This window comes from Marinomonas fungiae, assembly GCF_001418205.1.
GTDB lineage: Bacteria > Pseudomonadota > Gammaproteobacteria > Pseudomonadales > Marinomonadaceae > Marinomonas > Marinomonas fungiae.
Window position 1 is genome coordinate 381,392 of record NZ_LIQF01000001.1, and the last position, 22,733, is coordinate 404,124.

The following is a 22,733-nucleotide window of genomic DNA, read 5'->3' on the forward strand; positions in this document are numbered from 1 at the left end:
CTGATCAGCACCTTGATAAGCGCTACACTAGTAGGCTGCAGCACGCCCGCCAGCGAACCTCAAGCCTATTACCAAAACGCTGAAGCACTTATCAACCTAGAAAACCAACGAGTGTTTCACTCTGCCGAATCGCCACAACAGAATGCTCAACTACTGGATTTAATTCCTGATACGAATCTAGAAGCGCTAATCCAAACAGCCTTATCAGGGAATCCTAGTCTACAAAAAACAGCCTTGTCTTTAGCTGCAAGCCGCCTGAGCTTAACAAATGAACAAGCAGACCGCTTACCACAAGCAAATTTAGGCTTGTCGGCCAGCGATTCGGAAAATAACAGTGGTCAGTTCTCGGCCAACGCGACCATCCGTTGGGAAATTGACCTCTGGGCACGTTTGGCCGACGTTCAAAGCGCAGCAGAAAAAAACGTTGTTAGTGAGTACGAACTGTTTCGAGCTAGCCAAGCCAGCCTCGCTGCAAATGTAATGAAGAACTGGTTACAACTAATCGCCGATCAACGAGCGATCAACATTGAGCAACAGCGGCTTGCCTTACTAGAGACCAACGAGACATTGATCATACAACGCTTTCGTAATGGCCTTGGCTCTTTAGAGAGCCTCGACGAAGCAAAAACCTCAACCTCCCAATCACGCGCGGACTTAGCGCAGTACAAGGAAGATCTCACCCACACGCTAAGAGCGCTGCGTTTGTTGCTCGGCGATAATCAAGCCACACAAATGGCTATCCCAGATCAGTACCCAGAGGTGTGGTTGGATCTCAATAAACTACCTATCCAAGATCTTGCGCTACGTCCAGATTTGCGGGCCGCCTATCTAGATATCGAAGCGGCAGATTACGAAGTAAAAGTCGCCTATAAAGATATGCTGCCATCTTTTGATCTCAGCGCCAGCCTCAGTGACGCTGGTGGCAATCTAAGAGATGCCCTCTTTGTGTCGCCTGTTTGGTCCTTACTCGGCCAATTAAGCGCCCCCTTGTTTCAGGGAGGACGTCTTAAAGCCAATCATGAGATCGCCAAGCTAAAAATGGCGCAAGCCTACCAAGATTATCGTGAAACTCTGCTCTTCGCGGTCAATGAAGTAGAAAATGCCATAGGACAAGAAACCGTGTTGGGGCTGCGTCGCCAACATATTGCCAACGCCCTAAGCAGTGCTGAAAGCAACCGTCAGCAATATGAGCGTAAATACCGCTCAGGCATAGTGGAATTAAGCGATCTAATCAGTGCTCAGCAGGTCGTTTTTAATCTGCAAGCGCAGCTCGATACGCTGCAATTTCAACAACTCAGTAATCGTATAGATTTAGGTTTAGCCCTAGGATTAGGAATCGCACAACCATGAAACGATCATTAAATTGGATTTATTTTGCGCTGGCTGTGCTTATCTTGATAGCCGTGTTGGTGTACATCCAATCTGCCATGAAAGCCAACGAGGCCGCCGTAAGCAAACCGCGCCCAACCAGCAAAGCGAGCGCCTTAGATGTTTCTGTCGTCGCGGTTCGTGCAGCGGAACACTCTGCCTCTATCCAAGCCGTTGGCGTTGCCAACGCAAATCAAAACCTCTTATTGACCACTCAGATCAGCGGTGAAGTCATTGAGCTATCCCCAAGCTTCGAAGTCGGTGAACAGATAAAAAAGGGGCAGGTACTACTCCGTTTAAAAAATATCAGCACTCAGGCTGATCTTGCCCGCGCGAAAAACACCCTCGCCAATGCCGAATTAACGTTAAAAGAGGAGCAACGCCAAGCAGATCAAGCCAATGCCGAATGGCGTGCCGCTGGTTTAAGCGGTGATCCAGCATCAGATTTGGTCCTTCGTGCGCCGCAATTGGCTGCCGCTAAAACGGACCTAAGCGCCGCTCAGGCAGCCTTGGCGTTAGCACAAGACAATGTCAAACAGCTCACTATTCGAGCGCCGTTTGATGCCATTGTGGTGTCAAAAGACGTTGCTTTAGGCGCTTACCTTAACAGCAATACTCAAGTCGCAACCTTATACAGTACCGATCAAGTAGTCGTAGAGCTGCAGCTAAGTTTGCTAGATTGGCAGAAATTACCCAGTGCCGACCGCATGCTAAAGAATCATTGGCCCGCTCAAGTAAATTCGGTGAATGGTAGCGATACATGGCAAGGCTACGTCAAACAAGCGGGGTTGCACGTAGACAGTAATTCAGGACTACGCAGCCTATTTGTCGCAGTCGACACCCCCCTACAACAATCTCCAGAATTGATTCCGGGCAGCTTCGTGAAAGTACAACTGGCTGGAGCCTCCCTAAAGAATCTGTGGCAATTACCTAATTCAGCCCTCAGTCAGAAAAGTGAAATCTGGTATGTGGATCAAGACAATCGATTGGCAAATTTTGATGCGACACCCAAATTTGTCGATCAAGAGTTTGTTTATATCGAGGTACCGGAAAGACTTAGAGAGACACCCCATCAAGTTCTTATTCAACCCTATAATAGCTACTTAAAAGGTATGCTGGTCAATCCTCAAGAACGAGGTAAGCCATGAACACAGAACAAGCTCGCGGTCTTATCCCTTGGTTTGCCAACAACCCGGTCGCAGCTAACCTACTGCTTGTGTTAGTGATTGCTTTGGGCGTCATCAATATGGATGGTCTCAACAAGGAAGCCTTCCCTAGCCTGACGCCAAATCAAGTATCGGTCTACATTGAATACGACAGTGGTTCTGCCCAAGCGAGCGAAGAAGGTGTCGCCATCCCTGTCGAGCAAGCATTACAGGATGTACTAGGCATCAAAACTGTGACCACCATATCCAACTCACGAGGTGTCAATACGCGCATTGAAATGCAAGATGGCTATGACATTGACGACTTGATGCAAGATGTTAAAGATGAGCTCGATCAAGTCACTTCTTTTCCCGACGAAGCCGATCCACCAGTGGTTACCAAGGCCATGCGCGAAGAGCATGCTATTTGGATTCAACTTTACGGTAACACGGACCGTCGTACGCTACAGACCCTAAGCAAAGACCTAGAATCCGATTTACTTGAGCATCCAAACATCAATTCAGTCAAAATTTCCGGCTGGCTCGACCCGACCATGTTGATTGATGTCGACAAAAGTAAGCTGGAAGCCTACGGTTTAACTTTATCTGATGTCGCTAGCGCCATAAATAATGAATCCAGCCCAGAACGCGTGGCCACATTACGTAATGAAGATATTTATTTGCATGTACGCGCTTCTCAACAAGCGTATGTGAAACAAGCGTTTGCCAATATTCCTATTCGTAGCAACAGCTCAGGCTCCGTCTTACGTTTACAAGACATCGCGACCATTACCGATGCCTTTGATGACGATGACTTTATGTTGTCGCGCTTTAATGGCGAATCCAGCCTAGCTCTACAAGTCATCACCACCGGCCGCGACGACATCAGTAAGTCCGCCGAAGCCGCTAAAGGCATAGCCGAGGGGTGGCTGCTAAGTGGCCGCTTGCCAGAAGGCGTTGAGCTTGATACTTGGTATGACCGCAGTGAATCCATTAATGGCCGTTTATCGCTAATGGTCACCAATGCCATCACAGGGATCGTGCTGGTGTTTATCATGCTGGCCATTTTCCTCAACTTAACCGTCGCTTTTTGGGTCGCGATGGGCTTGCCGTTTATCTTTTTCGGTACCCTGTTTGTAATGGGCCTCGACAGTGTTGGACTGACCCTCAACCTGTTCACCACCTTTGGTTTTATCATGGCGTTGGGCATCGTGGTAGACGATGCTGTGGTAATCGGGGAAAGTGTTTACAGTGTGCGCTCCAAGGAAGGAGATACCCTAGCCAATACGATTAAGGGCACTATGCGGGTCGCCGTGCCCACCTTGTTTGGTGTCTTTACCACCGTAGCGGCATTTTGGGCCCTATCTAATATCGAAGGTCGTTTAGGTCAACTGTACGCACAGTTTGCCGCCGTCGTCGCCATTTGTTTGATCCTTTCAGTGATTGAATCCAAACTGATTTTGCCTGCCCATTTGGCACACTTGAATACGCACCGAAAGCCCCCAAAAAACTTACTTGCCCGTGCATGGGCCAAGATTCAACATGGCGCCGATGCTTCGTTGCAATGGTTCAACGAGCGGGTTTACGCAAGTTTAATCCTGCGTGCAATTGAATTTCGCTACGCTGTCTTGGTTCTGTTTCTAGCCGTCTTTGCGCTGGTAATTTCTATGCCTATGACTGGCGCCATTCGTATGAGCTTCTTCCCGAACATTCCAGGGGATACCATTCGCGCAACGCTTACCATGTACACCGATGCCAGCTACGGCCAAACACATCGGGTTTTGACATTGCTGGAAGATAGTGCTCGCGAAACCGATAAAACCTTAAGCAAGGGATCAAACACGCTAGGCATTGATCATTTACAAGTCACAGCAAGTGGCGATCAGTCTGGTAGCCTACGTATTGAGCTGGCCTCTGATGCTCCCTATACCGCAGCCGAGTTTGCCCGAACGTGGCAGCGTTTAGTAGGGTCGCCGGAAGGGGTGAGTAATCTTCGGATTCGGAGTGCCCGCGAGTCAGTAGACGCTCTACGTGTTGAACTTCGAGGTCGTGACAATAATGTTCTAGATGGCGCAATGGAAGAGCTGATCACTAAACTAGGCTCGGTATCTGCTGTGCGAGGTATCGAGCAAAGCGACTCTGCCAGTGAATCTCGTCTCGTGTTACATCTCAACGAACAAGGCCGAGCGTTAGGATTATCCACAAACGCACTGGCTTCACAGATCATGGGGAACTTCGATGGGCAAGTAGTACAAAAATACCAACGAGATAATGCCGAGATAGAAGTTCGTATTGGTTATCCCGATGATCAGCAAGAAAGCCCTGCTAATATTCTTGGCACCTTGATTACGCTAGAGAATGGCAGCCGAGTTCCCCTGTCTTCAGTGGCTAGCTTAGATCAAGAAATCGCCCAAACGAAAGTAACTCGCATCGATGGTAAGCGTTCGGTGTATTTATCTGCGGAGGTAGATAAAGAGCAGATGTCTTCTACTGAAGTAGTGGCGTATCTAAAAAGTGCGATTGAGCCAGAAATGAAGCAACGCTTTCCATCGGTTGATATGTACTATTCTGGAGAAGCCGAGGAGCGAGAAGAAACACAATCTTCTATGATTCAGATGTTCAGTATCGCTATGCTCATTATCTACGGCTTGTTGGCGATTCCACTGAAATCCTACAGCCAACCTATCATCATCATGATGGCCATTCCATTTGGTATTGTTGGTGCATTATTAGGACACTGGTTTAATGGTTTGGCACTGGGTATTTTTTCGCTCAATGGCATCATTGCCCTATCTGGAGTAGTTGTGAACGATAGCTTGCTGTTAACCGCGCGCTTTAATGAGCTGCGTCGTGAAACCAAGCACTTACACAAAGCGGTGATCGAAGCCTGTCAAACCCGCCTAAGAGCGGTCTTACTAACGTCCATCACTACTTTTGCAGGCTTGATCCCAATTCTTTGGGAAACCTCACGTCAAGCCCAAGTCATGGTCCCAGCAGCAGTGTCGTTAGCTTACGGCATCTTATTTGCCACTGTGATTACTTTGATCCTGATCCCTGTGCTACTAATGATTCAAGAGGACATCAAGCACTTAGCACGTCGTATTAAATCGTTCTTTGGTGATGAGACAACGGAGTTGACCTCCAAGACATTAGACTAATCTCCCGAAACCTTTCCTCAACTAACCACACAAACGCCAGAGTTCCCCCTGCTCTGGCGTGCTTTCCATGCTTTGCAAACTCTTGATTTGCTGTTTTTTTGTACTCTTCGACTAAAGTCTCAATTCTTCTTTACAAACACACTGCTACATTGAATGTGCAAATAAAAATAACAAAGGAGTCGACTATGTCGGATCATACTCAAAACCAAGAAAACTACTGGAAGGCAAACGTCAGATTAATTTTTGGCTGTTTGATCGTATGGGCACTGGTGTCCTACGGTTTTGGCATTCTTCTTCGTCCTATGCTTGCAGGGATTGAAGTCGGGGGGACAGATTTAGGATTTTGGTTTGCTCAACAAGGTTCCATTATTAGCTTTATCGTTTTGGTGTTTTTTTACGCTTGGCGCATGAATGCTTTAGATAAACAATTTGGCCTTGAGGAGTAATCAACATGAGTCAATTTACGATTAACTTGCTGTTTGTAGGCGCCTCGTTTGCGCTCTACTTTGGTATCGCGATTTGGGCTCGTGCTGGCTCAACCAAAGAGTTCTATGTCGCCGGTGGTGGTGTCCATCCTGTCATGAACGGTATGGCGACGGCTGCTGACTGGATGTCTGCAGCGTCTTTCATTTCTATGGCGGGTTTGATTGCTGCAGGTGGTTACGCTAACTCGACTTTCCTAATGGGTTGGACTGGTGGTTATGTACTTCTAGCCATGTTGTTGGCTCCTTACCTACGTAAGTTCGGCAAATTTACCGTGCCAGACTTTATCGGTGATCGCTTCTACTCACGTACTGCACGTCTTGTGGCGGTAGCCTGCTTGATCATTGCTTCGGTGACTTACGTTATCGGTCAAATGACTGGTGCGGGTGTCGCCTTCTCTCGCTTCCTTGAAGTGGACAATAACACTGGCCTGATGATTGCCGCGGTCGTGGTATTCTTCTATGCGGTACTCGGTGGTATGAAAGGTATCACGTACACTCAGGTAGCTCAGTACTGTGTACTGATCGTGGCGTACACGATTCCAGCAGTATTCATTTCTCTACAACTAACGGACACTTTCATTCCGGCAATTGGTTTGTTCTCTGAACACACGCAATCTGGCATGCCTTTGCTACAAAAACTAGACGAAGTAGTTCGTGAACTTGGCTTCCGTGATTACACCGCAGACGTAGACAATAAACTGAACATGGTTCTGTTTACTCTATCTCTAATGATCGGTACAGCGGGTCTACCACACGTAATCATTCGTTTCTTCACAGTACCTAAAGTAGCTGACGCACGCTGGTCTGCTGGTTGGGCATTAGTGTTCATCGCGCTACTTTACCTAACTGCACCAGCAGTGGCATCAATGGCTCGCTTGAACCTAATGACAACGATTTACCCTGAAGGTCCAACTGCCAATGCAATTAACTACGACGAGCGTCCTGACTGGATCCAAACTTGGGAACAAACAGGTCTAATCAAATACGAAGATAAAAATGGTGATGGCCGCATTCAGTTCTACAACGACACACCAGCGTTTGCTGAAGAAGCAACGGCTCGTGGTTGGGCAGGTAACGAGCTGAAAGTAAATGGTGACATTCTAGTATTGGCGAATCCAGAGATTGCCAACTTACCTGGTTGGGTAATCGGTTTGATCGCAGCTGGTGGTCTAGCTGCAGCATTGTCTACCGCAGCAGGCCTTTTATTGGCGATCTCATCTGCTGTGAGCCATGACTTGATCAAAGGCTCAATCAACCCAGATATTACCGAGAAAGGTGAGCTTTTAGCCGCTCGTGTATCCATGTTCTTTGCGATCGTCATCGCCACTTACCTAGGTATGAATCCACCTGGCTTCGCGGCTCAGGTCGTTGCATTGGCATTCGGTATCGCTGCAGCGTCGATCTTCCCAGCACTAATGATGGGTATCTTCTCTAAACGAGTGAACAGTAAAGGGGCTGTACTAGGTATGCTAGCAGGCCTATGTAGTACTCTAGTTTACATCTTTACTTACCTTGGCTGGTTCTTCATCCCTGGTACGAACCAACTAGCAAATACACCTGATAACTGGTTATTCGGTGTGTCACCACTATCGTTCGGTGCGATTGGTGCAGTGATCAACTTTGCAGTAGCCTTCATTGTGTCAAGCATGACAGAAGAAGTACCTCAAGATGTTCAAGACCTTGTTGAAAGCGTACGCTACCCTAAAGGTGCGGGCGGCGCGGTCGACCATTAATCGTTAGTTTGACTAACAAGGCTAGCTCCTTAGGAGCTAGCCAACTTAATACAACAGACTTCATACAACAAAATAATAAGAAGGTGACTTTATGCTTTGGGAATTAATCGCGACCATCTGTGCAGGCCTAGCAGGTGCGGGTATCGCCCTATTCATCCGCAAGCTGTCGTTAAAGAAAGCACCTAAATGGCTGGTTCCTGCCTTGGCGGGTATCGGTATGTTAAGTTTCCAAATCCAAAGTGAATACACTTGGTACGAACACCAAGCAAGCCTACTACCAGAAGGCGTAGTGGTGGTTAAAACGGTAGAGGAAGAAGCGCCATGGCGTCCATGGAGTATGGTTTACCCTCAAACAACTCGATTTATTGCGGCAGATATCAACAATGCTGCACAAAATGATTTGAACCACGATGTGTATTTAGTGGACCTGTATTTCTTTGAACGCCGCTTGTCTGCTAAGCGCGTTACTCAAGTGATTCATTGTGGTGCAGCTGCACGAGCAAACTTTACTAATAAATTAGAAGTACCAAAAGTCAATCAAGTCGACAACCGCGAGTGGGTATCTATGCCAAGCAACGATCCATTACTTACCGCTGTTTGTGACGGTCGCGCTTCTTGAAAGGAACTCAGTAGTAAGCGCTAAACTCTCATTTGCGCCGCCAACACTTTTTCCTGAAAATATAGGGCTTCAATTCGGAGCCCTTTATGCATTTCCAAGCCCACCAGCGTGACGCCTTATACGATATTATTTTTAACCGTCGCGATGTACGTCGAGATTTCCTACCTACCCCCGTTCCTGAAGACGTCGTTCAACGTTTGCTAACCGCCGCACACCACGCTCCAAGCGTTGGGTTTATGCAACCGTGGGATTTTATTGTGATAAAAAATCACGCCACGCGAGCCAAGATCAAAAACGGCTTTTTGTCTGCCAATGAAGCATCAGCACAGATGTTTGAAGGCGAACGTCAAACGCTATACCGTTCGTTGAAATTGGAAGGCATTGAAGAGGCACCACTGGGTATTTGCATTACCTGCGACAGGTCTCGAACTGGGAATGTGGTGCTAGGTCGCACCATCAAACCTGAAATGGATCTCTATAGTGCGGTGTGTGCCGTGCAAAATCTATGGCTTGCTGCGCGTGCGGAAAACCTTGGTATGGGTTGGGTAAGCATTTTAGAAGACCAAGTTCTGTATGACACACTCAATATCCCTGAGCATCTAGATATCATCGGATATTTCTGTATTGGCTACGTAAAAGCTTTTCAAGCCAGCCCAGATTTAGAGCAAGTAGGTTGGCAAAATCGTCGCTCACTTGAAGATGCGATTCATTACGAAAGCTGGCAACCAGATAGTTGAGTTTTTTTCAACAAACCAGCAAATTTATATCGTTTGTGCTAATAAAGCCCCTTATCTATCATAGGTACTGTAAGTTAAATCCTTAAAGGAGCTATATTATGAAAGCCAAAACTCTTATTGAACTACTAGACTCAATCGACACTTCTTACCTAACAGAATCAGAAAAAGCAGAAGCGATTGCTCGCGCTCAAGCTGCCGAATATACCGTTGAATTGATTGCTTCAGCCTTTGCTTGGGTTAAAAAAGCACTCGTTGGCAATCGCACTGTCATGAACACAGCTAATCATTCTCACGCTTAATCCGCTACGGCTTAACGATTAGGTTATAGGCGCTGAAAATAATATAAAAATGCGCTTACCTAGCCTCTTCTTTAATATCTTTTCCTTTTCTTCTTTATTTCTTCTTCCCTAAAATAGCACCTTCCATCTTGTCTATTTCAATAGATCGTTACGTTACCACGATCACCCGTGATTACATTTACTATTTCGCGCATAAAAAAGGCCACCTCGTGAGGCAGCCCTTCTTATCGATCATACGATCTTAGTGGTGGTGACCACCTTCGCCGTGTACGTGACCGTGCTGAATTTCTTCTTCAGTTGCTTCACGAACTTCAACGATTTCAACTTCAAAGCTTAGTGGCTTACCCGCTAGTGGGTGGTTACCATCCAATACAATACCGTCTTCTTCAACACCTACTACCACAACTGGTTGTTGACCGTTTGGTGTTTGCGCCATGAACTGCATACCAACTTCGATAGAATCAACGCCTTGGAAGTTTTCACGTGGCACTTTTTGGATGAGTTCTTGATGAACTGGACCGTAACCTTCTTCTGGTGTTACGTCTACTTTCAATGCATCGCCAGCTGATTTGCCTTGTAGTGCGTTATCTAGACCATCAATGATGTTGCGTGCACCGCTAAGGAATACTAGAGGCTGTTGGCCTGCAGATGAATCTAGAACTTCACCTGATTCATCTGTCAAAGTGTAGTGCATGCTCACAACTGTGTTTTGCGCGATTTGCATTGTTTTCTCCTAAGTTAGATTTCAGGAACAAAATCTGATAATGCGAGCTAATACCTGCCTTAACAGCTCTTTTGAACCCTAAGTTTGAATACAACACCATGGTAACTAAGCCAAACTTAGATGACCACCATCTAGGGCGTTTTCTCTTTAAAATCTGCATATTTGCTTAGATTTTAGGCAAAAATTGGCGTATATCCAGCTCATGAGACTTGCCTAGCCAAGACGCCCCTTGAGTATGATCATACAACTCATCGCCACTTAGTGGATGAAATAACACATCCAGATCACCACGATTAATCATTAACCATGGAATCACTTTTTCAAAAATATCTGCTGTAAAAGCAATTTGTACGCTCCACATCGGATGTGGTCCGACCTTTTTCTCGTGAAAACGACCAATGGTCACGTCAAACAAAGAGGACAGTTGCTGAGCAATCTGCTGTGCAAAGGCGCGCCCCTCTTGATCATCGTAATAAAGGTGGGCATGGTACGCTTTGATATCTTCAACCTTCATAGTCATCACTTCTCTTCTAGTCTCATCTTTCAAACGTTCTATAGAGCTATCTTAACATTCCCATTAGAGGAAACAGACAGGAGAGCAAGCAACTCAGTATTTCAATTACTGAAATGTTAAAGTCACGACCATAGTCTAAAGGCAAGCCCCTAAGGCTGTGCTAAATTAAGCGGAATATCATTTAGTTACTGACGATAAGAGTGCCAGCATGACGGCTTTTTGGGTAATACTCGCCATTCTTTATATCTTAGGCCTGTTTTGGATTGCTAATTGGGGCGATAAAGACAGTCCGATTGCTCAACGACTGACTCGTCATCCCTTGGTGTATAGCTTGTCACTGGCCATATACTGTACCGCTTGGACTTTCTATGGCGCTATTGGTGAAGCAACCCGTTCGGGCTGGAGCTATTTGCCGATCCTACTTGGCCCTGTACTGCTTTATGTGTTTGGCTTTGGTCTATTGCGCAAGATGATCTTCGTCAGTCGCAGACAAAACATTACTTCCGTTGCCGACTTTATTTCTTCCCGTTACGGAAAGCGACCACTGACAGCACCCGTTGTCATCCTGATCTGTATGTTGGCAGTCATTCCTTATATTGCCTTACAGCTCAAAGCTATTGGTTCGAATTTCGCGTTGTTTGTAAATCAGGATGAAAGCTCAGCTAGCCTAGTGGTCTTTATTGCAACGGTTCTAATTGGCATCTTTGCCATGCTATTTGGTACGCGAAAAGTGGAGGTCACCGAATACCGATCCGGCATGATGCTAGCCATCGGTAGTGAGTCTTTATTTAAGCTTATGGCGATTATTGCAGTCGGTATTGTAGCGATTTTCGCCGTGCCTCATAGCAGCTTTGAGGAGTTCTTTGCCAGTGCCAATTTAGAGGCTTGGGACATTAGCACCTTTTCCTCCTTCCCATTTATTATGCAAACCGCGATGGCGGCCGCAGCGGTTATTTGTTTACCACGTCAATTCCACGTTACTGTGGTCGATCATCAAAATGAGCGCCAATCGAATACCGCACGCTGGATCTTTCCACTCTATTTAGCCATTTTTGCAGCACTGATTCCCCCCATTGCCATTGCTGGCCAAAGCCTGTTCAACAGTAATATCAATGGCGATACCTATGTTATTCAATTGGCCTTGGAATCCGAGAACCTACCATTACAAATTTTGATGTTTCTAGGTGGCATGTCCGCGACCACCGCCATGGTCATCGTCGCGACATTCGCGCTAAGCATCATGATCAGCAATGATGTGATCCTGCCTCTGATGCTGGCGCGCAATAATAACCAAAAGCAGGGTCTACCCACGTACAACCGCAAAATACTGCAGGTACGACGTATCGCCATGCTAGGAATTTTGGCCCTATCGTTTGTGTACTATCAAGAAATGGCCAATAGCGAATCCCTATCTAGCACCGGTCTTATTGCCTTTTCCTTAGTATTTCAGCTCGTTCCGGCCGTCATTGGTGGTTTATATTGGAAACGTGGACACGCCTACGGTGTCTATGCTGGCTTAACGCTAGGCTTTCTATGCTGGTTCTTATGGATGCTATTACCCATCACCGGCAACAGTGAGCTTACCTTGGGTAATTATGAATCTCGTGCCGAGCTCATCAGCTACGGAGCGTTAATTAGTCTAATTGCCAACATCATCGGCTATGTATTTGGCTCCTTACTGGCGAATGAACGCCTTGTGGATCGCATCCAAGCCACAGCATTTGTTACCCCCACATCCGAAGTGGAAAGTCGTTTCTTTAAGCCAAAGAGTAAGGCGATTAACAGCGATTTATTTGTTTTGTTAGAAACCTTCTTAGGCCAACAGAAGTGTGCCGAGGTGATTAATAACTTTAAACAAAATTATGCGGAAGAATTACCTAATCACCAACGCCCTACTCGCCTCTTTATCGAATACTGTGAACGGGTTCTCGGCGGGGTATTAGGGGGCTCTTCCGCACGTACGATTATCAATTCACTACTAGTCGACAAGCAGATCAAGGTCGAAGAAATGGTGACGTACTTGGATGAAGCGACTCAGGCAATCCAGTTTAACCAAAACCTGCTGTTTATCTCGTTAGATAATCTCGATCATGGCATCAGCGTAGTGGACAAAGAGTTACGTATGGTGGCTTGGAACAAAACCTATACTTCACTTTATCCATACCCTGAGGGCATGCTCAAAATTGGCCTGCCAGTTGAGGAGTTGATCCGCTTTAATGCGGTCAATGGTGAGTGTGGTGTTGGTGAAGTGGAAGAGCTGGTCAATAAACGACTTGAGCATTTACGCAAAGGTACAGGGCATCGTTTCTTACGACGACGTGCAAATGGACGCGTGATTGAGATGGTTGGCAACCCGCTTGCCAATGGCGGCTTCGTTACCAGTTTCACGGATGTCACAGAACATATTGAAAGCCAACAGGCCTTGAAAGATGCCAACATAGATCTAGAAAAACGTGTTGTGGCTCGAACACAAGAAGTACAAGGTATCAACCAAGAGCTGATGCAAGAAATCGAGCGACGTGCTCAGGCGGAGCAAGAATTGATTGATGCCAAAGCCGAGGCCGAGCGTGCAAATGCTTCCAAAACTGAGTTCCTAGCGTTAGCTAGCCACGATATTTTACAACCCCTCAATGCAGCCAAACTTTATCTTGGTGCGCTGCAGGACAGCGATTTCCCAGAAGACTCAGCGAAAACACTCAATAAGCTTAGCGACTCCTTGGAGTCAACCGAAACCTTAATTTCAACACTTTTGGAAATAGCTCGCCTTGACCAAGGCGCAATCAAGCCCACACTGATAGATAGTGACATCCAGCCAATCATCGAGCCCATTATCGCTGAATTTGGGGTTATTGCCGAAAGTAAAGGACTCAAACTGAGCACTCATATCCGCCCAAGTCGAGTTCATACTGACCCAATCTATCTGCGTCGAATCATTCAGAACTTCGTTTCTAATGCGGTGAAGTACACAGAGAAAGGTCGCGTGCTGATTTCCGTTCGCCCAACTAAACAGCATGTACGCATCCAAGTTTGGGACACTGGTGTCGGTATTCCTGTTGCAGAGCAACAAAAAGTATTCGACGACTTCTACCGTTGGGAAAATAATCGCGAGCCGGGTATGGGCTTAGGCTTAGGCTTAGTGCGTCGTATGCAAAAGCTACTTGGGGTGTCCACACAAGTGCGATCAACACCACATAAGGGAAGCTGTTTCACTATTTTGGTCCCCAAAGCGCGTCAACTGGCACAACCTGTAGCCAAAGCAGAAACCGTCATCCTACCGAAAATCAATAAGGCCCTAGCAATGTGCCATATCTGGTGTATCGATGATGATCCGAATAACCTAGAAGCCATGAGCGCTTTGCTAGATAAATGGCATTGCACATATCGAACCTTCAATCGTTATGAAGATGCTCTAAATGCCGAAGACGATATCACGCCCGAATTGTTGCTGATGGATTATCAGTTGAACGACCAACAAGACGGAATGGAGTTGATTGAACGCTTACGTGAGCGCTTCAGCCGCGATATTGCTGCGGTACTAATCACTGCGGTCCGCTCCAATGAGCTCGCAGAGTTATGTGAAAACAAGCGGGTTTCTTATATGCCAAAACCAGCAAAGCCCGCGAAATTACGGGCTTTGGTACAGCATATCATCACCCAAAGAAGCCAAGCCGACTAGGCTTGGCGCACAGGTGGGGTTAAACCACAGCCGCGCAGAATGATTTCGCTTAAGGTATCGCCAACACGGTTCAGATCCGCATCGTCATATTTTTCTTTACCCGTTAAAGCAAAGATTTGCGCTTCGAAATCGGCGTAATGCTGAGTCGTTGACCAAATCATGAAAATCAGTGCCACGGGGTCCACTTTGCGCATCTTACCCGTGTCGATCCACTGCTCAATCACACCCACACGCGATTGCAACCAAGGACGTAGGTCTTCTTTTAGGTAATCGCCGATGTACTGAGCACCTTGGATCACTTCTTGGGCGAAAATACGAGACGAGCGGCCATTTTCAAAACTCTGACGTAGTTTGGTGCGGATAAAGCTATCTAGTACTAGCGCAGGGTCATCGCTCGCCGTTGCTTTATCAAATAAGTCATTCCAACTATCAGCGATATTATTTAGCACTTGCTTGTATAAATTCGCCTTGGAGTGGAAATAGTAAACGATGTTTGGTTTGGGTAATCCGGCGCGCTCTGCGATGTGCTGCAGACTGGCCCCCCCAAAACCTTTTAGCCCAAATTCAATTTCAGCCGCTTCTAAAATACGCGAAAACACTTCTTCACGGTTGGCCTGACGCTTACTCATGAGTCTTTATATTCCTTCGATTTAACCACGTATATGATCAAGTTGATCGGATACGAGAGTGTTAGGGGCCAGCTCGTAAGCTCGCCCGAAACCTTTTACAAAACGCCCACTACGTGGGCTTAGCTTAAACATTTGAAAGTCACCCAATTGTAACAGCTGCGCTACAATATCACCGTGACGTTGCAACAGTGCATCTCCGATGGTTTGCCAGTGTTCGCTGTCTCGAATCACAGGCTCAACGACCAAGTCGTACTGTAAACGTCTTCTGGCGTATACAGTATCGCAATCGGCTTCATCATCTATGATCAAGACCGACGCATTGTTAGCATTTTCTAATGCTGCCGTGTGATTTGCGAGTGAACTCACCAAAATGTATAGAGCGCCTTGATGCGCCACAAACGGAGCATAAGAAGCAATAGGCAGACCCTGTAGATCAACCACAGCCAACATCAGAGACTTCTTAGCCTCTAAAAACGCAAATATTTCTTGCTCTAACTCTGCTGCTAAGCGCTGATTTTTCAAAGTCTACCTCACTATTTTTAACTCAACCTTATGCGTCCGCTAGCAGCGCTTTTAGTTCGGCAGCACTGCTTAATTTGCCTTCGTCTTCAATGTTAGGGAAAACGGCAAGCGTAATGTTGTCCTGCTCAAGGCTTGGTAACCACATGCTCTGGAACGTCTCTAGAGACACTTCAACAGGCTCGCAATCATCCCATTCATCAATCGCCCACTGGGCTGCAAAATCCGCATCAGGCCAAACCATAACGCAATCGCCTTCGTCGGTTTCAACCATCACAAAGCCATCTTCGTTACTTAAGCTCCAAACAACTTTGCTTTCTTTAACACTCTTGACGAAATACTCCAGACGTACATCATCAGGAGAAGCTAAAAGCTGAATTCGTTGATCTAGGCTCAATTCTTCGCTCATTTTGGGGTCTCTACTAAATATTATTGAATCAATGTATCAGGATTAAAACTGGGCAATTTCATCTTCACTAAGAGATCGATATTGACCTTCTGCCAAGTCGCCTAAGGCCACATTGGCAATGGCTTCTCGATGAAGACGTTCGACTTTGTTACCCGTGGCTGCCAACATACGTTTTACTTGATGATATTTGCCCTCACTGATGGTCAGCAAAATCTCATGGCTACCGATACGTTCGGCTTTAGCAGGCTTGGTCAAACCGTCTTCACTTTTCAGCTGAACGCCCTGCTCCAGCTCACGTAACGCCGCATCACTGACCTCATCAACGGTCCAAACACGATAACGTTTTGGACAGTCACTCTTCGGTGAAGTAATGCGATGCAGCCATTGACCATCTGTGGTCAGTAACAAAAAGCCGGTGGTATCCATGTCCAAACGCCCCACCACACGAAGATCTTTTTGCTCATGGGCAGCGATCAAGTCTAACACCACAGGATGTTCGCCATCCTCCGTGGCACAAACATAGCCCGCAGGCTTATTCAGCAAAAAGTACTTGTCTTGGGGCCAAGCCAACAACTCATCACGATAATAAATAACGTCTGTTTGTTGCACTGATTGGCTGGCTTTTTTAACTTGTGCGCCATTGATGGTGATCTGCCCCTTGCCAATGATCACTTTGGCTTCTTTTCGGGACAACCCTAGGGTATGGGACACATAAAAATCTAAACGCACAACGGCATCGGTGAAAGGCTTTGACATAGGAATTTGGCTGGCTCATTCGATTGGAATAAAAAATAACACGTGATGTAGCCACGCTTAGCCGCCATAAAGCGACATTACGGGTCATAACAGCATGATGACAATCATACCTGACCCGCAACGTTTAAGAAATGAAGATTAGATGCCGTCTTTAGAAGCTAACACTGTAACGACCTGGTTTGTGGTTCATCACGAGCATAAAGTTCAGAATAACTGCCCCCATAATAGAGATAGCGATCAATTCAATATCAACCACGAAAATGGAAGCAAAGACTACAGAGCAATCCACTACCATCATAAATTTGCCAATCGGCACGCCACGTGTTTGGAACAAATAGCGAGCTAAAATATTTAAGCCACCAAGGCTTGCGTTATGACGAAACAACACCACAAACCCAACCCCAATCAAGAAGCCACCAGTAATGGTTGCGTACACAGGGTTAATATCCTGTAGTTGTAAGAACATAGGCGTAATGTCAGTAAACGCCGACACCAAAAAGACCGAGGCAAAGGTTTTTAGGGTAAACTCCCAGCCAATGCGACGAATTGATAACCAGTAAAACGGTAGGTTAATGACGAAGAAAATTTGGCCAAAAGTGAACGAGGTCAGGTAATTCAATAAGAATGCAATGCCAGCTGTACCACCAGTGATTAGGCCAACTTGGCTGTAAAAGTTAATCCCTAACGCGATCAGCATAGTACCTGTAAGAATGCCTTGCACATCCTCTAACTTAGTATGCCGCTGAATATTCGCCAGAGCTGATGACATGGAAACCTCACATTCAATTAATCGAAAGAGCGTGTAGTTTAGTCGCAGAGGTACTCGTACTCTATGGGCGTTAGAACGACAAAATGTATTTGCTGACAAAAAGTGTCTATTATTATGTACAGTCAATTAGAACTGAATCAAATGTACTATTTGCCAGCAAAGTAGAACTGAAAGCACAAGCATAAGTACATCAGTAACCATAGCCAGCCTGCCATTGAGGCTCTAATTGAGCATGTTGTTTGAGCCAGTTAATACGATGGTTGCGCTTCGCTAGCGCCAGCTTACTACCATAAGTCTGAGAAAAGAGCTCCCATTCAAAGCGAATATGGCTAGCCGTTTTCTCGATTAACTCACGATGCTCTGGCTGAAGATTCGGTGCAACGATGATACTTTGTAAAAAATGCACCCCTCGTTCAAAGTAGGCGTTGGCCACGAGCCACTCTTTCATAGAAATAGAGATTTCAGCTAGATTCAAATAGCTGACAATCACTGCCGAAACGGCTGACTCTGCATCGTTAGCAAAGTCATTTTTAAAGGTTGCTTCAGCACAAGCTAGAGCCTTACGAGCCAACTCTAGGGCATCGGAGTATGCGGCCTGTGAATGCGCTTCATTTGCTTGACGAGTTAGATGCTGCCAGTAAATCATGGAACCCTCCTTTTCTTTTGATAGGAATGATTATCAACTAGAAAGAAAGGATTGTCCACTCAAATAAGAAGCATTCTCATTTTACCATTCAATACCTGGCTGTGCTTTCACTCCCCCCTCAAAGGCATGACGCTCATTGGCAATTTTACTGTGCGTATCCACGCTATCCAATAACTCCCGTGGAGCAGTACGACCTGTCATCATGACATTTTGATGGGCTGGACGGTTCTCTAAGGCTTCGATCAAATCGGCAACATTGAGATAACCGTATTTGTACATGTAGGTAATTTCATCCAGCAAGACAAAGTTGATCGCATCATCTTCCAGCGCTTGTTTCGCCACGTCCCAAGCTTGATTCGCGGCCTGTTGCTCTAACTCTGGATTACGAGTTTCCCATGTAAACCCGTGGCCCATCACATGGAACGACACCTGCGGATGTTGACCAAAAAATAGCTGCTCGCCCGTTTCTTTGCGGCCTTTGATAAACTGCACTACGGTGGCTTTTTGGCCATGGCCTAGAGCTCGCGCCATGGTTCCAAAAGCACTGGAGCTTTTCCCCTTACCATTGCCTGTTAGCAAAATCGACACGCCGCGCTCTTCTGTTGCCGCGGCAATCTTCTTGTCGACGACTTCTTTTTTCTTCAAGCGCTTTGCCATATCAATTTGCGCTTGCTGCTCAGGGGTTCTCTCCATTTTTTATGAATCTCTTTTTTTGAATAGTAACCAGCTTGGATAATACAAGCCCTTATGAATCGCGAGGATTCTCAGTATAAAGATAAGGAAGGTGGCGTAAATCGAGTTATATTCATGCCAAGGTATATTTTGCTCTAGTAACACCACTAATAAAGCACCTAAAAACGCCGGTGTGGCGTAAAATTCTTTCCCCAGCACCAAGGGCGCACGATCACTTAACAAGTCCCGAATAATGCCGCCAGCAACGCCGGTGATTACTCCCATAGAAATAGCGATAATCGGTGAAAAACCTTGGCTCAATACTCTTTCTGTCGCAACAACGGTAAACAAGGCTAAACCGAATGAGTCGGCATAATGGAAAACCTGCTGGCGGTTTTCGATCACACGAACACCAAAAAAGGCGAATATAGAAGAGCCAATTGCTACCCATAGATAGGAGGTGTCTTCTACCCAATAGACGGTATCTATTCGCAGCACGACATCACGAATGGTACCGCCGCCAAGCGACGCAACCATCCCCAATAGCACAATGCTGAAGATATCCATGTTACGTCGTCCAGCAGAAATAACCCCAGTAATGGCAAACGCGGCAATACCAATCATTCCAAGTATGTAAGGCAGCATTATAAGTCCCTATTTCACCCAATCCCCTGCACCTAAACGGTTGAGCATGGCAAAGTCCGGCCCAATGTCCAGTTCGGTGATGCTTGAGTAGGATGGATTAAAACGAAAACATTGTTCTAATGGCATATGACAAAGCGCCGCTAACAGCACCTTAATCACTCCCGAATGGGTTACCAACACGGTGTCTTGATCTACTTGTCTAATTTGCTCAAACCAAGCCATCACACGCTTAAGCAGCTCGGCTAGGCTTTCCCCTTGGTATGGCGCACTTGCCACCAGGTCGTCCAGCCAATCATCAATTTCTACTTTGGGAATGTCACTCCAAAGACGATTTTCCCATAAGCCAAAGTCCACTTCTCTGAGCGCGTCAACAGCACTAGAATCTGAATTAAGCGCCTGTGCTAAGCGTCGCGTACGCTGTAATGGGCTGTGATAAAACTGCCATGACTTGTCTGGGAAGTGATGATCCAACCAAACTTGTATCGCCTCTGCGTCTTGTTGCCAAGCATCGACAATCGGCACATCGGTCTGCCCATAACACAGGCCTTTTGCAACATTCGGCGCAGGATGTCGAATCAATAACAACTTCATCAAGCCTGCCATCCCAACAGAGTAAACAGCACCAATAATTCCCCGATCTGCTCAACCGCACCCAAGCTGTCACCGTTATAGCCATTAATGCGACGCCACAGATACAAGCCACAAGCGATGCCCGCCATCACCAGGACAGATAGGATAGAGAACCATGCACTGATGCCAATTAATGCCACAATAAAAGCCATAGACAAGGCAATCCATACCGCTCCGCGCAGCTCAACCTCAGCAATCATAGACTTTGCTTTGCTTTGCCCAAGGCTGACGTAATTCATGCACGTCATGATTCCTAAGGGCAACCAACGAGCGGCCACATGGACTGTAATCCACCCCAACAACACAAACAGCAAACCGTCCTGCCATAGAGATTTAGTGATCCATTGGCTCAGTAACCACCACTTTATCGCAAAGCAAAAAATTCCCGCTAATACGCCGTAACTACCCACACGGGAGTCTTTCATAATGGTTAGACGCTGCTCCTGAGTCCATCCTCCAACCAATCCATCGCAGGCATCCATCAAACCATCTTCGTGAAAAGCACCGGTTAATAGCACTGCGCTCAACATCATGAGTAACGCTTGGAATTCAGGCGACCAACCGCTAAGCAGCAAAGGCCAAGCACTGATCACTGCAACCAATGCACCTACCCACGGTAAAAAGCACACGCTAGGCGTGTGCTTTGTTGGTGATTCCCATTGAATGTTTATCGGAATCCTAGTGTAGGTAGCAACGGATCGTTTAAAACCTTGCCAATCCTGCTCAAGTTGCATTTGTCACTCCAGCCGACTCAAAACTGGCCATTTCATTAAAAAAGACCACTGCACTTTTAATAATGGGGTAACTCAAAATTGCACCTGAACCCTCACCTAAGCGCAAATTCAACTTCAAAATCGGCTCTGCTTTGAAGTGCTGCAATAACGCCTGATGGGCTTGCTCATCGGACTGATGGGCAAAGATGGCGTAATCCGTGACCGCCGACTGCAATTTACTGGCGAACAACAGCGCCACGGTGCAAATGAAACCATCTACCACAAACGGCTTACTTAATTCTGCTGCACGCAACATAGCGCCAGACATGGCGAGGATTTCCAAACCGCCAACTTGAGTTGCCACTTCCCATGGCGCCCATTCTCCCATCGGCTTATTCAACGCTTGTTCCGCACGTTTCAGCGCGCCAGCGATAATCTGTGCTTTCTTAGAAACCCCTAACTCATCCAAGCCGGTACCGCGTCCAGAGGTTTGTTCGGGCGTTTGTCCAGTCATCGCACTCATCATGCAAGAAGAGACACCAGTATTGCCTATGCCCATTTCGCCGAATAACAAGAGATCTACCTCTTGGCAAGCATCCACTTCCTCTGCCCCAGCCGCCAGCGCTTGATTGACTTCATCCAGCGTCAATGCAGCCTGCTCCGAGAAATCTTGACTGGCGTAGGCTACTTTTCGCTTCGACAGCAAAGGGTGATCCGGCATATCTACTTTGACGCCTACATCGACCACTTTAAGCGCTACATTATGCTGTTTACAAAACACGCTGACAGCCGCACCGCCTGCAAGAAAGTTCGTTACCATTTGGGGCGTCACTTCCTGTGGAAAGGCACTAATTCCTTTGTCCACAGCACCATGATCCGCAGCAAACACCAACATCTGGGCACGTTCTAGCTTGGGCGCCAAGGTGCGCTGAATACGTGCCACTTGAAAAGCGATACTCTCCAAACCGCCAAGAGAGCCCGGTGGCTTGGTTTTGAAATCGATTTTGTGTTGGATATCATCGTCTAATTCATTGCTCAAGGGAGCAACTTGAAAGGCTTTTAACACAAGGACCTCACAAACATATTACTCATAAAAAAGCAGGTTATAAACCTGCTTTTACAGCACGCTGACGTACCACCTCATAGAGACAAACACCGGTCGCAACCGATACGTTTAAGCTTGTCACCACCCCAGCCATTGGCAGCTTGATTAAGTAGTCACACTGTTCACGAGTTAAACGACGCATACCATCTCCTTCTGCGCCCATCACGATTGCCGTAGGAATGGTTAGATCTTGTTCGTACAAGGTTTGTGTGGCTTCACCCGCCGTACCAAAGATCCATACTCCAAGGTCTTGGAGCATTTTCATAGTACGCGCAAGGTTGGTCACCGAAAACACTGGCATGCTTTCCGCTGCGCCACAGGCCACTTTACTAACAGTTGCATTAATGGAAGCCGATTTGTCTTTTGGGATCACCACCGCATGGGCACCCGCTGCATCGGCGCTACGTAAACATGCGCCCAAATTATGGGGGTCGGTAACTCCGTCCAAAATAACAATCAATGGCACTGCATCAAGGTTTTTAACCAATCGCTCCAGATCTTTCTCGTCACCAGTTTTGGTGACTTCTGCCAGTGCCACCACACCCTGATGAACGATACGCTCTTTGCTTTTGCTAAAAAGCTGGTCCAAATCACGGCGTGGTACCTGATTCACTCGAATCTTCTGAGACTGACACAACTTAATAATACGTTGCATCTTTTTATCATCGCGCCCTTCCTGTAGGCGCACTTCTTTCACTTTACCGTCTTGGCCTAGCGCGTTTTCTACGGCATGAATACCGTATACCCAATCTAAATCTGCCATTTGGCTAACACACTCTTTC

Annotated in this window: 23 protein-coding genes; 9 read left to right on the plus strand and 14 right to left on the minus strand. The window is 46.6% G+C overall.

Annotation, left to right across the window (positions count from 1 at the left end; all coding sequences use genetic code 11):
• Nucleotides 1-12 precede the first annotated feature (12 nt).
• The 8 genes from ASC49_RS01685 to ASC49_RS01720 all read left to right on the plus strand — a co-directional run bounded on the left by ASC49_RS01685 (nt 13) and on the right by ASC49_RS01720 (nt 9,544).
• Nucleotides 13-1,350, plus strand: a complete 1,338-nt coding sequence (locus ASC49_RS01685) for a TolC family protein (RefSeq protein ID WP_245624604.1) — start codon at nt 13-15, stop codon at nt 1,348-1,350.
• A complete protein-coding gene (locus tag ASC49_RS01690) occupies nt 1,347-2,516 on the plus strand; it encodes an efflux RND transporter periplasmic adaptor subunit (RefSeq protein WP_055461472.1) in 1,170 nt (389 codons plus the stop codon). The genes ASC49_RS01685 and ASC49_RS01690 overlap by 4 nt, the downstream gene beginning before the upstream one ends.
• Nucleotides 2,513-5,671, plus strand: a complete 3,159-nt coding sequence (locus ASC49_RS01695) for an efflux RND transporter permease subunit (RefSeq protein WP_055461473.1) — start codon at nt 2,513-2,515, stop codon at nt 5,669-5,671. Before ASC49_RS01690 ends, ASC49_RS01695 begins: the two co-directional genes overlap by 4 nt.
• A gap of 185 nt (nt 5,672-5,856) precedes the next feature.
• A complete protein-coding gene (locus ASC49_RS01700) occupies nt 5,857-6,117 on the plus strand; it encodes a DUF4212 domain-containing protein (RefSeq protein WP_055461474.1) in 261 nt (86 codons plus the stop codon).
• Nucleotides 6,118-6,122: 5 nt separating this feature from the next.
• The gene (locus ASC49_RS01705; RefSeq protein ID WP_055461475.1) at nt 6,123-7,889 is read left to right on the plus strand and encodes a sodium:solute symporter family protein; all 1,767 of its coding nucleotides are present in this window, start codon (nt 6,123-6,125) and stop codon (nt 7,887-7,889) included.
• Nucleotides 7,890-7,980: 91 nt separating this feature from the next.
• Entirely contained in the window at nt 7,981-8,508 is a 528-nt protein-coding gene (locus ASC49_RS01710; RefSeq protein WP_055461476.1) for a hypothetical protein, read from the plus strand.
• 86 nt (nt 8,509-8,594) lie between these two features.
• Nucleotides 8,595-9,245 (plus strand): 5,6-dimethylbenzimidazole synthase, encoded by a 651-nt coding sequence (gene bluB / locus ASC49_RS01715; RefSeq protein WP_055461477.1) that lies wholly within the window; start codon nt 8,595-8,597, stop codon nt 9,243-9,245.
• Nucleotides 9,246-9,343: 98 nt separating this feature from the next.
• Nucleotides 9,344-9,544: a hypothetical protein gene (locus ASC49_RS01720; protein WP_055461478.1), complete on the plus strand. Its 201-nt coding sequence runs from the start codon at nt 9,344-9,346 to the stop codon at nt 9,542-9,544.
• 241 nt (nt 9,545-9,785) lie between these two features.
• On the opposite strand, the gene ASC49_RS01725 is transcribed toward ASC49_RS01720, so the two are convergent.
• Together ASC49_RS01725 and ASC49_RS01730 are read right to left on the minus strand one after the other, a co-directional pair.
• Nucleotides 9,786-10,268: an FKBP-type peptidyl-prolyl cis-trans isomerase gene (locus tag ASC49_RS01725; RefSeq protein WP_055461479.1), complete on the minus strand. Its 483-nt coding sequence runs from the start codon at nt 10,266-10,268 to the stop codon at nt 9,786-9,788.
• 166 nt (nt 10,269-10,434) lie between these two features.
• Nucleotides 10,435-10,788, minus strand: coding sequence for a DOPA 4,5-dioxygenase family protein (locus ASC49_RS01730; protein ID WP_055461480.1), 354 nt, complete (start codon nt 10,786-10,788; stop codon nt 10,435-10,437).
• Nucleotides 10,789-10,990: 202 nt separating this feature from the next.
• On the opposite strand from ASC49_RS01730, the gene ASC49_RS01735 reads away from it, so the two are divergent.
• Nucleotides 10,991-14,458 carry a hybrid sensor histidine kinase/response regulator gene (locus tag ASC49_RS01735; protein ID WP_055461481.1) on the plus strand — a complete coding sequence of 1,156 codons (3,468 nt, stop codon included), beginning with the start codon at nt 10,991-10,993 and terminating at the stop codon, nt 14,456-14,458.
• On the opposite strand, the gene ASC49_RS01740 is transcribed toward ASC49_RS01735, so the two are convergent.
• From ASC49_RS01740 to rlmB, 12 genes are all read right to left on the minus strand, one after another.
• Nucleotides 14,455-15,087 (minus strand): TetR/AcrR family transcriptional regulator, encoded by a 633-nt coding sequence (locus ASC49_RS01740; protein ID WP_055461482.1) that lies wholly within the window; start codon nt 15,085-15,087, stop codon nt 14,455-14,457. The two genes, ASC49_RS01735 and ASC49_RS01740, sit on opposite strands and share 4 nt — an antisense overlap.
• A gap of 21 nt (nt 15,088-15,108) precedes the next feature.
• Nucleotides 15,109-15,609, minus strand: coding sequence for a HugZ family pyridoxamine 5'-phosphate oxidase (locus tag ASC49_RS01745; RefSeq protein ID WP_055461483.1), 501 nt, complete (start codon nt 15,607-15,609; stop codon nt 15,109-15,111).
• 28 nt (nt 15,610-15,637) lie between these two features.
• The gene (locus ASC49_RS01750) at nt 15,638-16,015 is read right to left on the minus strand and encodes a DUF2750 domain-containing protein (protein WP_055461484.1); all 378 of its coding nucleotides are present in this window, start codon (nt 16,013-16,015) and stop codon (nt 15,638-15,640) included.
• Nucleotides 16,016-16,057: 42 nt separating this feature from the next.
• On the minus strand, nt 16,058-16,771 hold the full coding sequence (locus tag ASC49_RS01755) for a pseudouridine synthase (RefSeq protein ID WP_245624605.1): 714 nt from the start codon (nt 16,769-16,771) through the stop codon (nt 16,058-16,060).
• 151 nt (nt 16,772-16,922) lie between these two features.
• On the minus strand, nt 16,923-17,540 hold the full coding sequence (locus ASC49_RS01760) for a YitT family protein (RefSeq protein ID WP_055461485.1): 618 nt from the start codon (nt 17,538-17,540) through the stop codon (nt 16,923-16,925).
• Nucleotides 17,541-17,730: 190 nt separating this feature from the next.
• Nucleotides 17,731-18,186 (minus strand): hypothetical protein, encoded by a 456-nt coding sequence (locus tag ASC49_RS01765; RefSeq protein ID WP_055461486.1) that lies wholly within the window; start codon nt 18,184-18,186, stop codon nt 17,731-17,733.
• Nucleotides 18,187-18,267: 81 nt separating this feature from the next.
• Entirely contained in the window at nt 18,268-18,879 is a 612-nt protein-coding gene (gene cobO / locus ASC49_RS01770) for a cob(I)yrinic acid a,c-diamide adenosyltransferase (RefSeq protein WP_082443658.1), read from the minus strand.
• Between the two features lie 3 nt (nt 18,880-18,882).
• Complete coding sequence (locus ASC49_RS01775) at nt 18,883-19,503, minus strand: trimeric intracellular cation channel family protein (protein ID WP_055461487.1); 621 nt, start codon at nt 19,501-19,503, stop codon at nt 18,883-18,885.
• Between the two features lie 9 nt (nt 19,504-19,512).
• Nucleotides 19,513-20,094 carry a histidine phosphatase family protein gene (locus ASC49_RS01780; RefSeq protein ID WP_055461488.1) on the minus strand — a complete coding sequence of 194 codons (582 nt, stop codon included), beginning with the start codon at nt 20,092-20,094 and terminating at the stop codon, nt 19,513-19,515.
• Nucleotides 20,094-20,867, minus strand: coding sequence for an adenosylcobinamide-GDP ribazoletransferase (locus tag ASC49_RS01785; protein ID WP_055461489.1), 774 nt, complete (start codon nt 20,865-20,867; stop codon nt 20,094-20,096). The genes ASC49_RS01780 and ASC49_RS01785 overlap by 1 nt, the downstream gene beginning before the upstream one ends.
• Nucleotides 20,857-21,912, minus strand: coding sequence for a nicotinate-nucleotide--dimethylbenzimidazole phosphoribosyltransferase (cobT, locus tag ASC49_RS01790; RefSeq protein ID WP_055461490.1), 1,056 nt, complete (start codon nt 21,910-21,912; stop codon nt 20,857-20,859). The genes ASC49_RS01785 and cobT overlap by 11 nt, the downstream gene beginning before the upstream one ends.
• Before the next feature lie 37 nt (nt 21,913-21,949).
• Nucleotides 21,950-22,714 carry a 23S rRNA (guanosine(2251)-2'-O)-methyltransferase RlmB gene (gene rlmB, locus ASC49_RS01795; RefSeq protein WP_055461491.1) on the minus strand — a complete coding sequence of 255 codons (765 nt, stop codon included), beginning with the start codon at nt 22,712-22,714 and terminating at the stop codon, nt 21,950-21,952.
• Nucleotides 22,715-22,733: the final 19 nt, after the last annotated feature.

Bases quoted from the DNA above. Each gene is read 5' to 3' on its own strand.
- ASC49_RS01760 (WP_055461485.1), bottom strand. From the start codon at position 17,540: ATGTCATCAGCTCTGGCGAATATTCAGCGGCATACTAAGTTAGAGGAT.
- ASC49_RS01725 (WP_055461479.1), bottom strand. From the start codon at position 10,268: ATGCAAATCGCGCAAAACACAGTTGTGAGCATGCACTACACTTTGACA.
- ASC49_RS01705 (WP_055461475.1), top strand. From the start codon at position 6,123: ATGAGTCAATTTACGATTAACTTGCTGTTTGTAGGCGCCTCGTTTGCG.
- cobO (WP_082443658.1), bottom strand. From the start codon at position 18,879: ATGGAGAGAACCCCTGAGCAGCAAGCGCAAATTGATATGGCAAAGCGC.
- ASC49_RS01695 (WP_055461473.1), top strand. From the start codon at position 2,513: ATGAACACAGAACAAGCTCGCGGTCTTATCCCTTGGTTTGCCAACAAC.
- ASC49_RS01730 (WP_055461480.1), bottom strand. From the start codon at position 10,788: ATGACTATGAAGGTTGAAGATATCAAAGCGTACCATGCCCACCTTTAT.
- rlmB (WP_055461491.1), bottom strand. From the start codon at position 22,714: ATGGCAGATTTAGATTGGGTATACGGTATTCATGCCGTAGAAAACGCG.
- ASC49_RS01720 (WP_055461478.1), top strand. From the start codon at position 9,344: ATGAAAGCCAAAACTCTTATTGAACTACTAGACTCAATCGACACTTCT.
- ASC49_RS01735 (WP_055461481.1), top strand. From the start codon at position 10,991: ATGACGGCTTTTTGGGTAATACTCGCCATTCTTTATATCTTAGGCCTG.
- ASC49_RS01775 (WP_055461487.1), bottom strand. From the start codon at position 19,503: ATGCTGCCTTACATACTTGGAATGATTGGTATTGCCGCGTTTGCCATT.
- ASC49_RS01765 (WP_055461486.1), bottom strand. From the start codon at position 18,186: ATGATTTACTGGCAGCATCTAACTCGTCAAGCAAATGAAGCGCATTCA.
- ASC49_RS01750 (WP_055461484.1), bottom strand. From the start codon at position 16,015: ATGAGCGAAGAATTGAGCCTAGATCAACGAATTCAGCTTTTAGCTTCT.
- ASC49_RS01690 (WP_055461472.1), top strand. From the start codon at position 1,347: ATGAAACGATCATTAAATTGGATTTATTTTGCGCTGGCTGTGCTTATC.
- ASC49_RS01755 (WP_245624605.1), bottom strand. From the start codon at position 16,771: ATGTCAAAGCCTTTCACCGATGCCGTTGTGCGTTTAGATTTTTATGTG.
- ASC49_RS01780 (WP_055461488.1), bottom strand. From the start codon at position 20,094: ATGAAGTTGTTATTGATTCGACATCCTGCGCCGAATGTTGCAAAAGGC.
- ASC49_RS01710 (WP_055461476.1), top strand. From the start codon at position 7,981: ATGCTTTGGGAATTAATCGCGACCATCTGTGCAGGCCTAGCAGGTGCG.
- ASC49_RS01785 (WP_055461489.1), bottom strand. From the start codon at position 20,867: ATGCAACTTGAGCAGGATTGGCAAGGTTTTAAACGATCCGTTGCTACC.
- bluB (WP_055461477.1), top strand. From the start codon at position 8,595: ATGCATTTCCAAGCCCACCAGCGTGACGCCTTATACGATATTATTTTT.
- ASC49_RS01740 (WP_055461482.1), bottom strand. From the start codon at position 15,087: ATGAGTAAGCGTCAGGCCAACCGTGAAGAAGTGTTTTCGCGTATTTTA.
- ASC49_RS01700 (WP_055461474.1), top strand. From the start codon at position 5,857: ATGTCGGATCATACTCAAAACCAAGAAAACTACTGGAAGGCAAACGTC.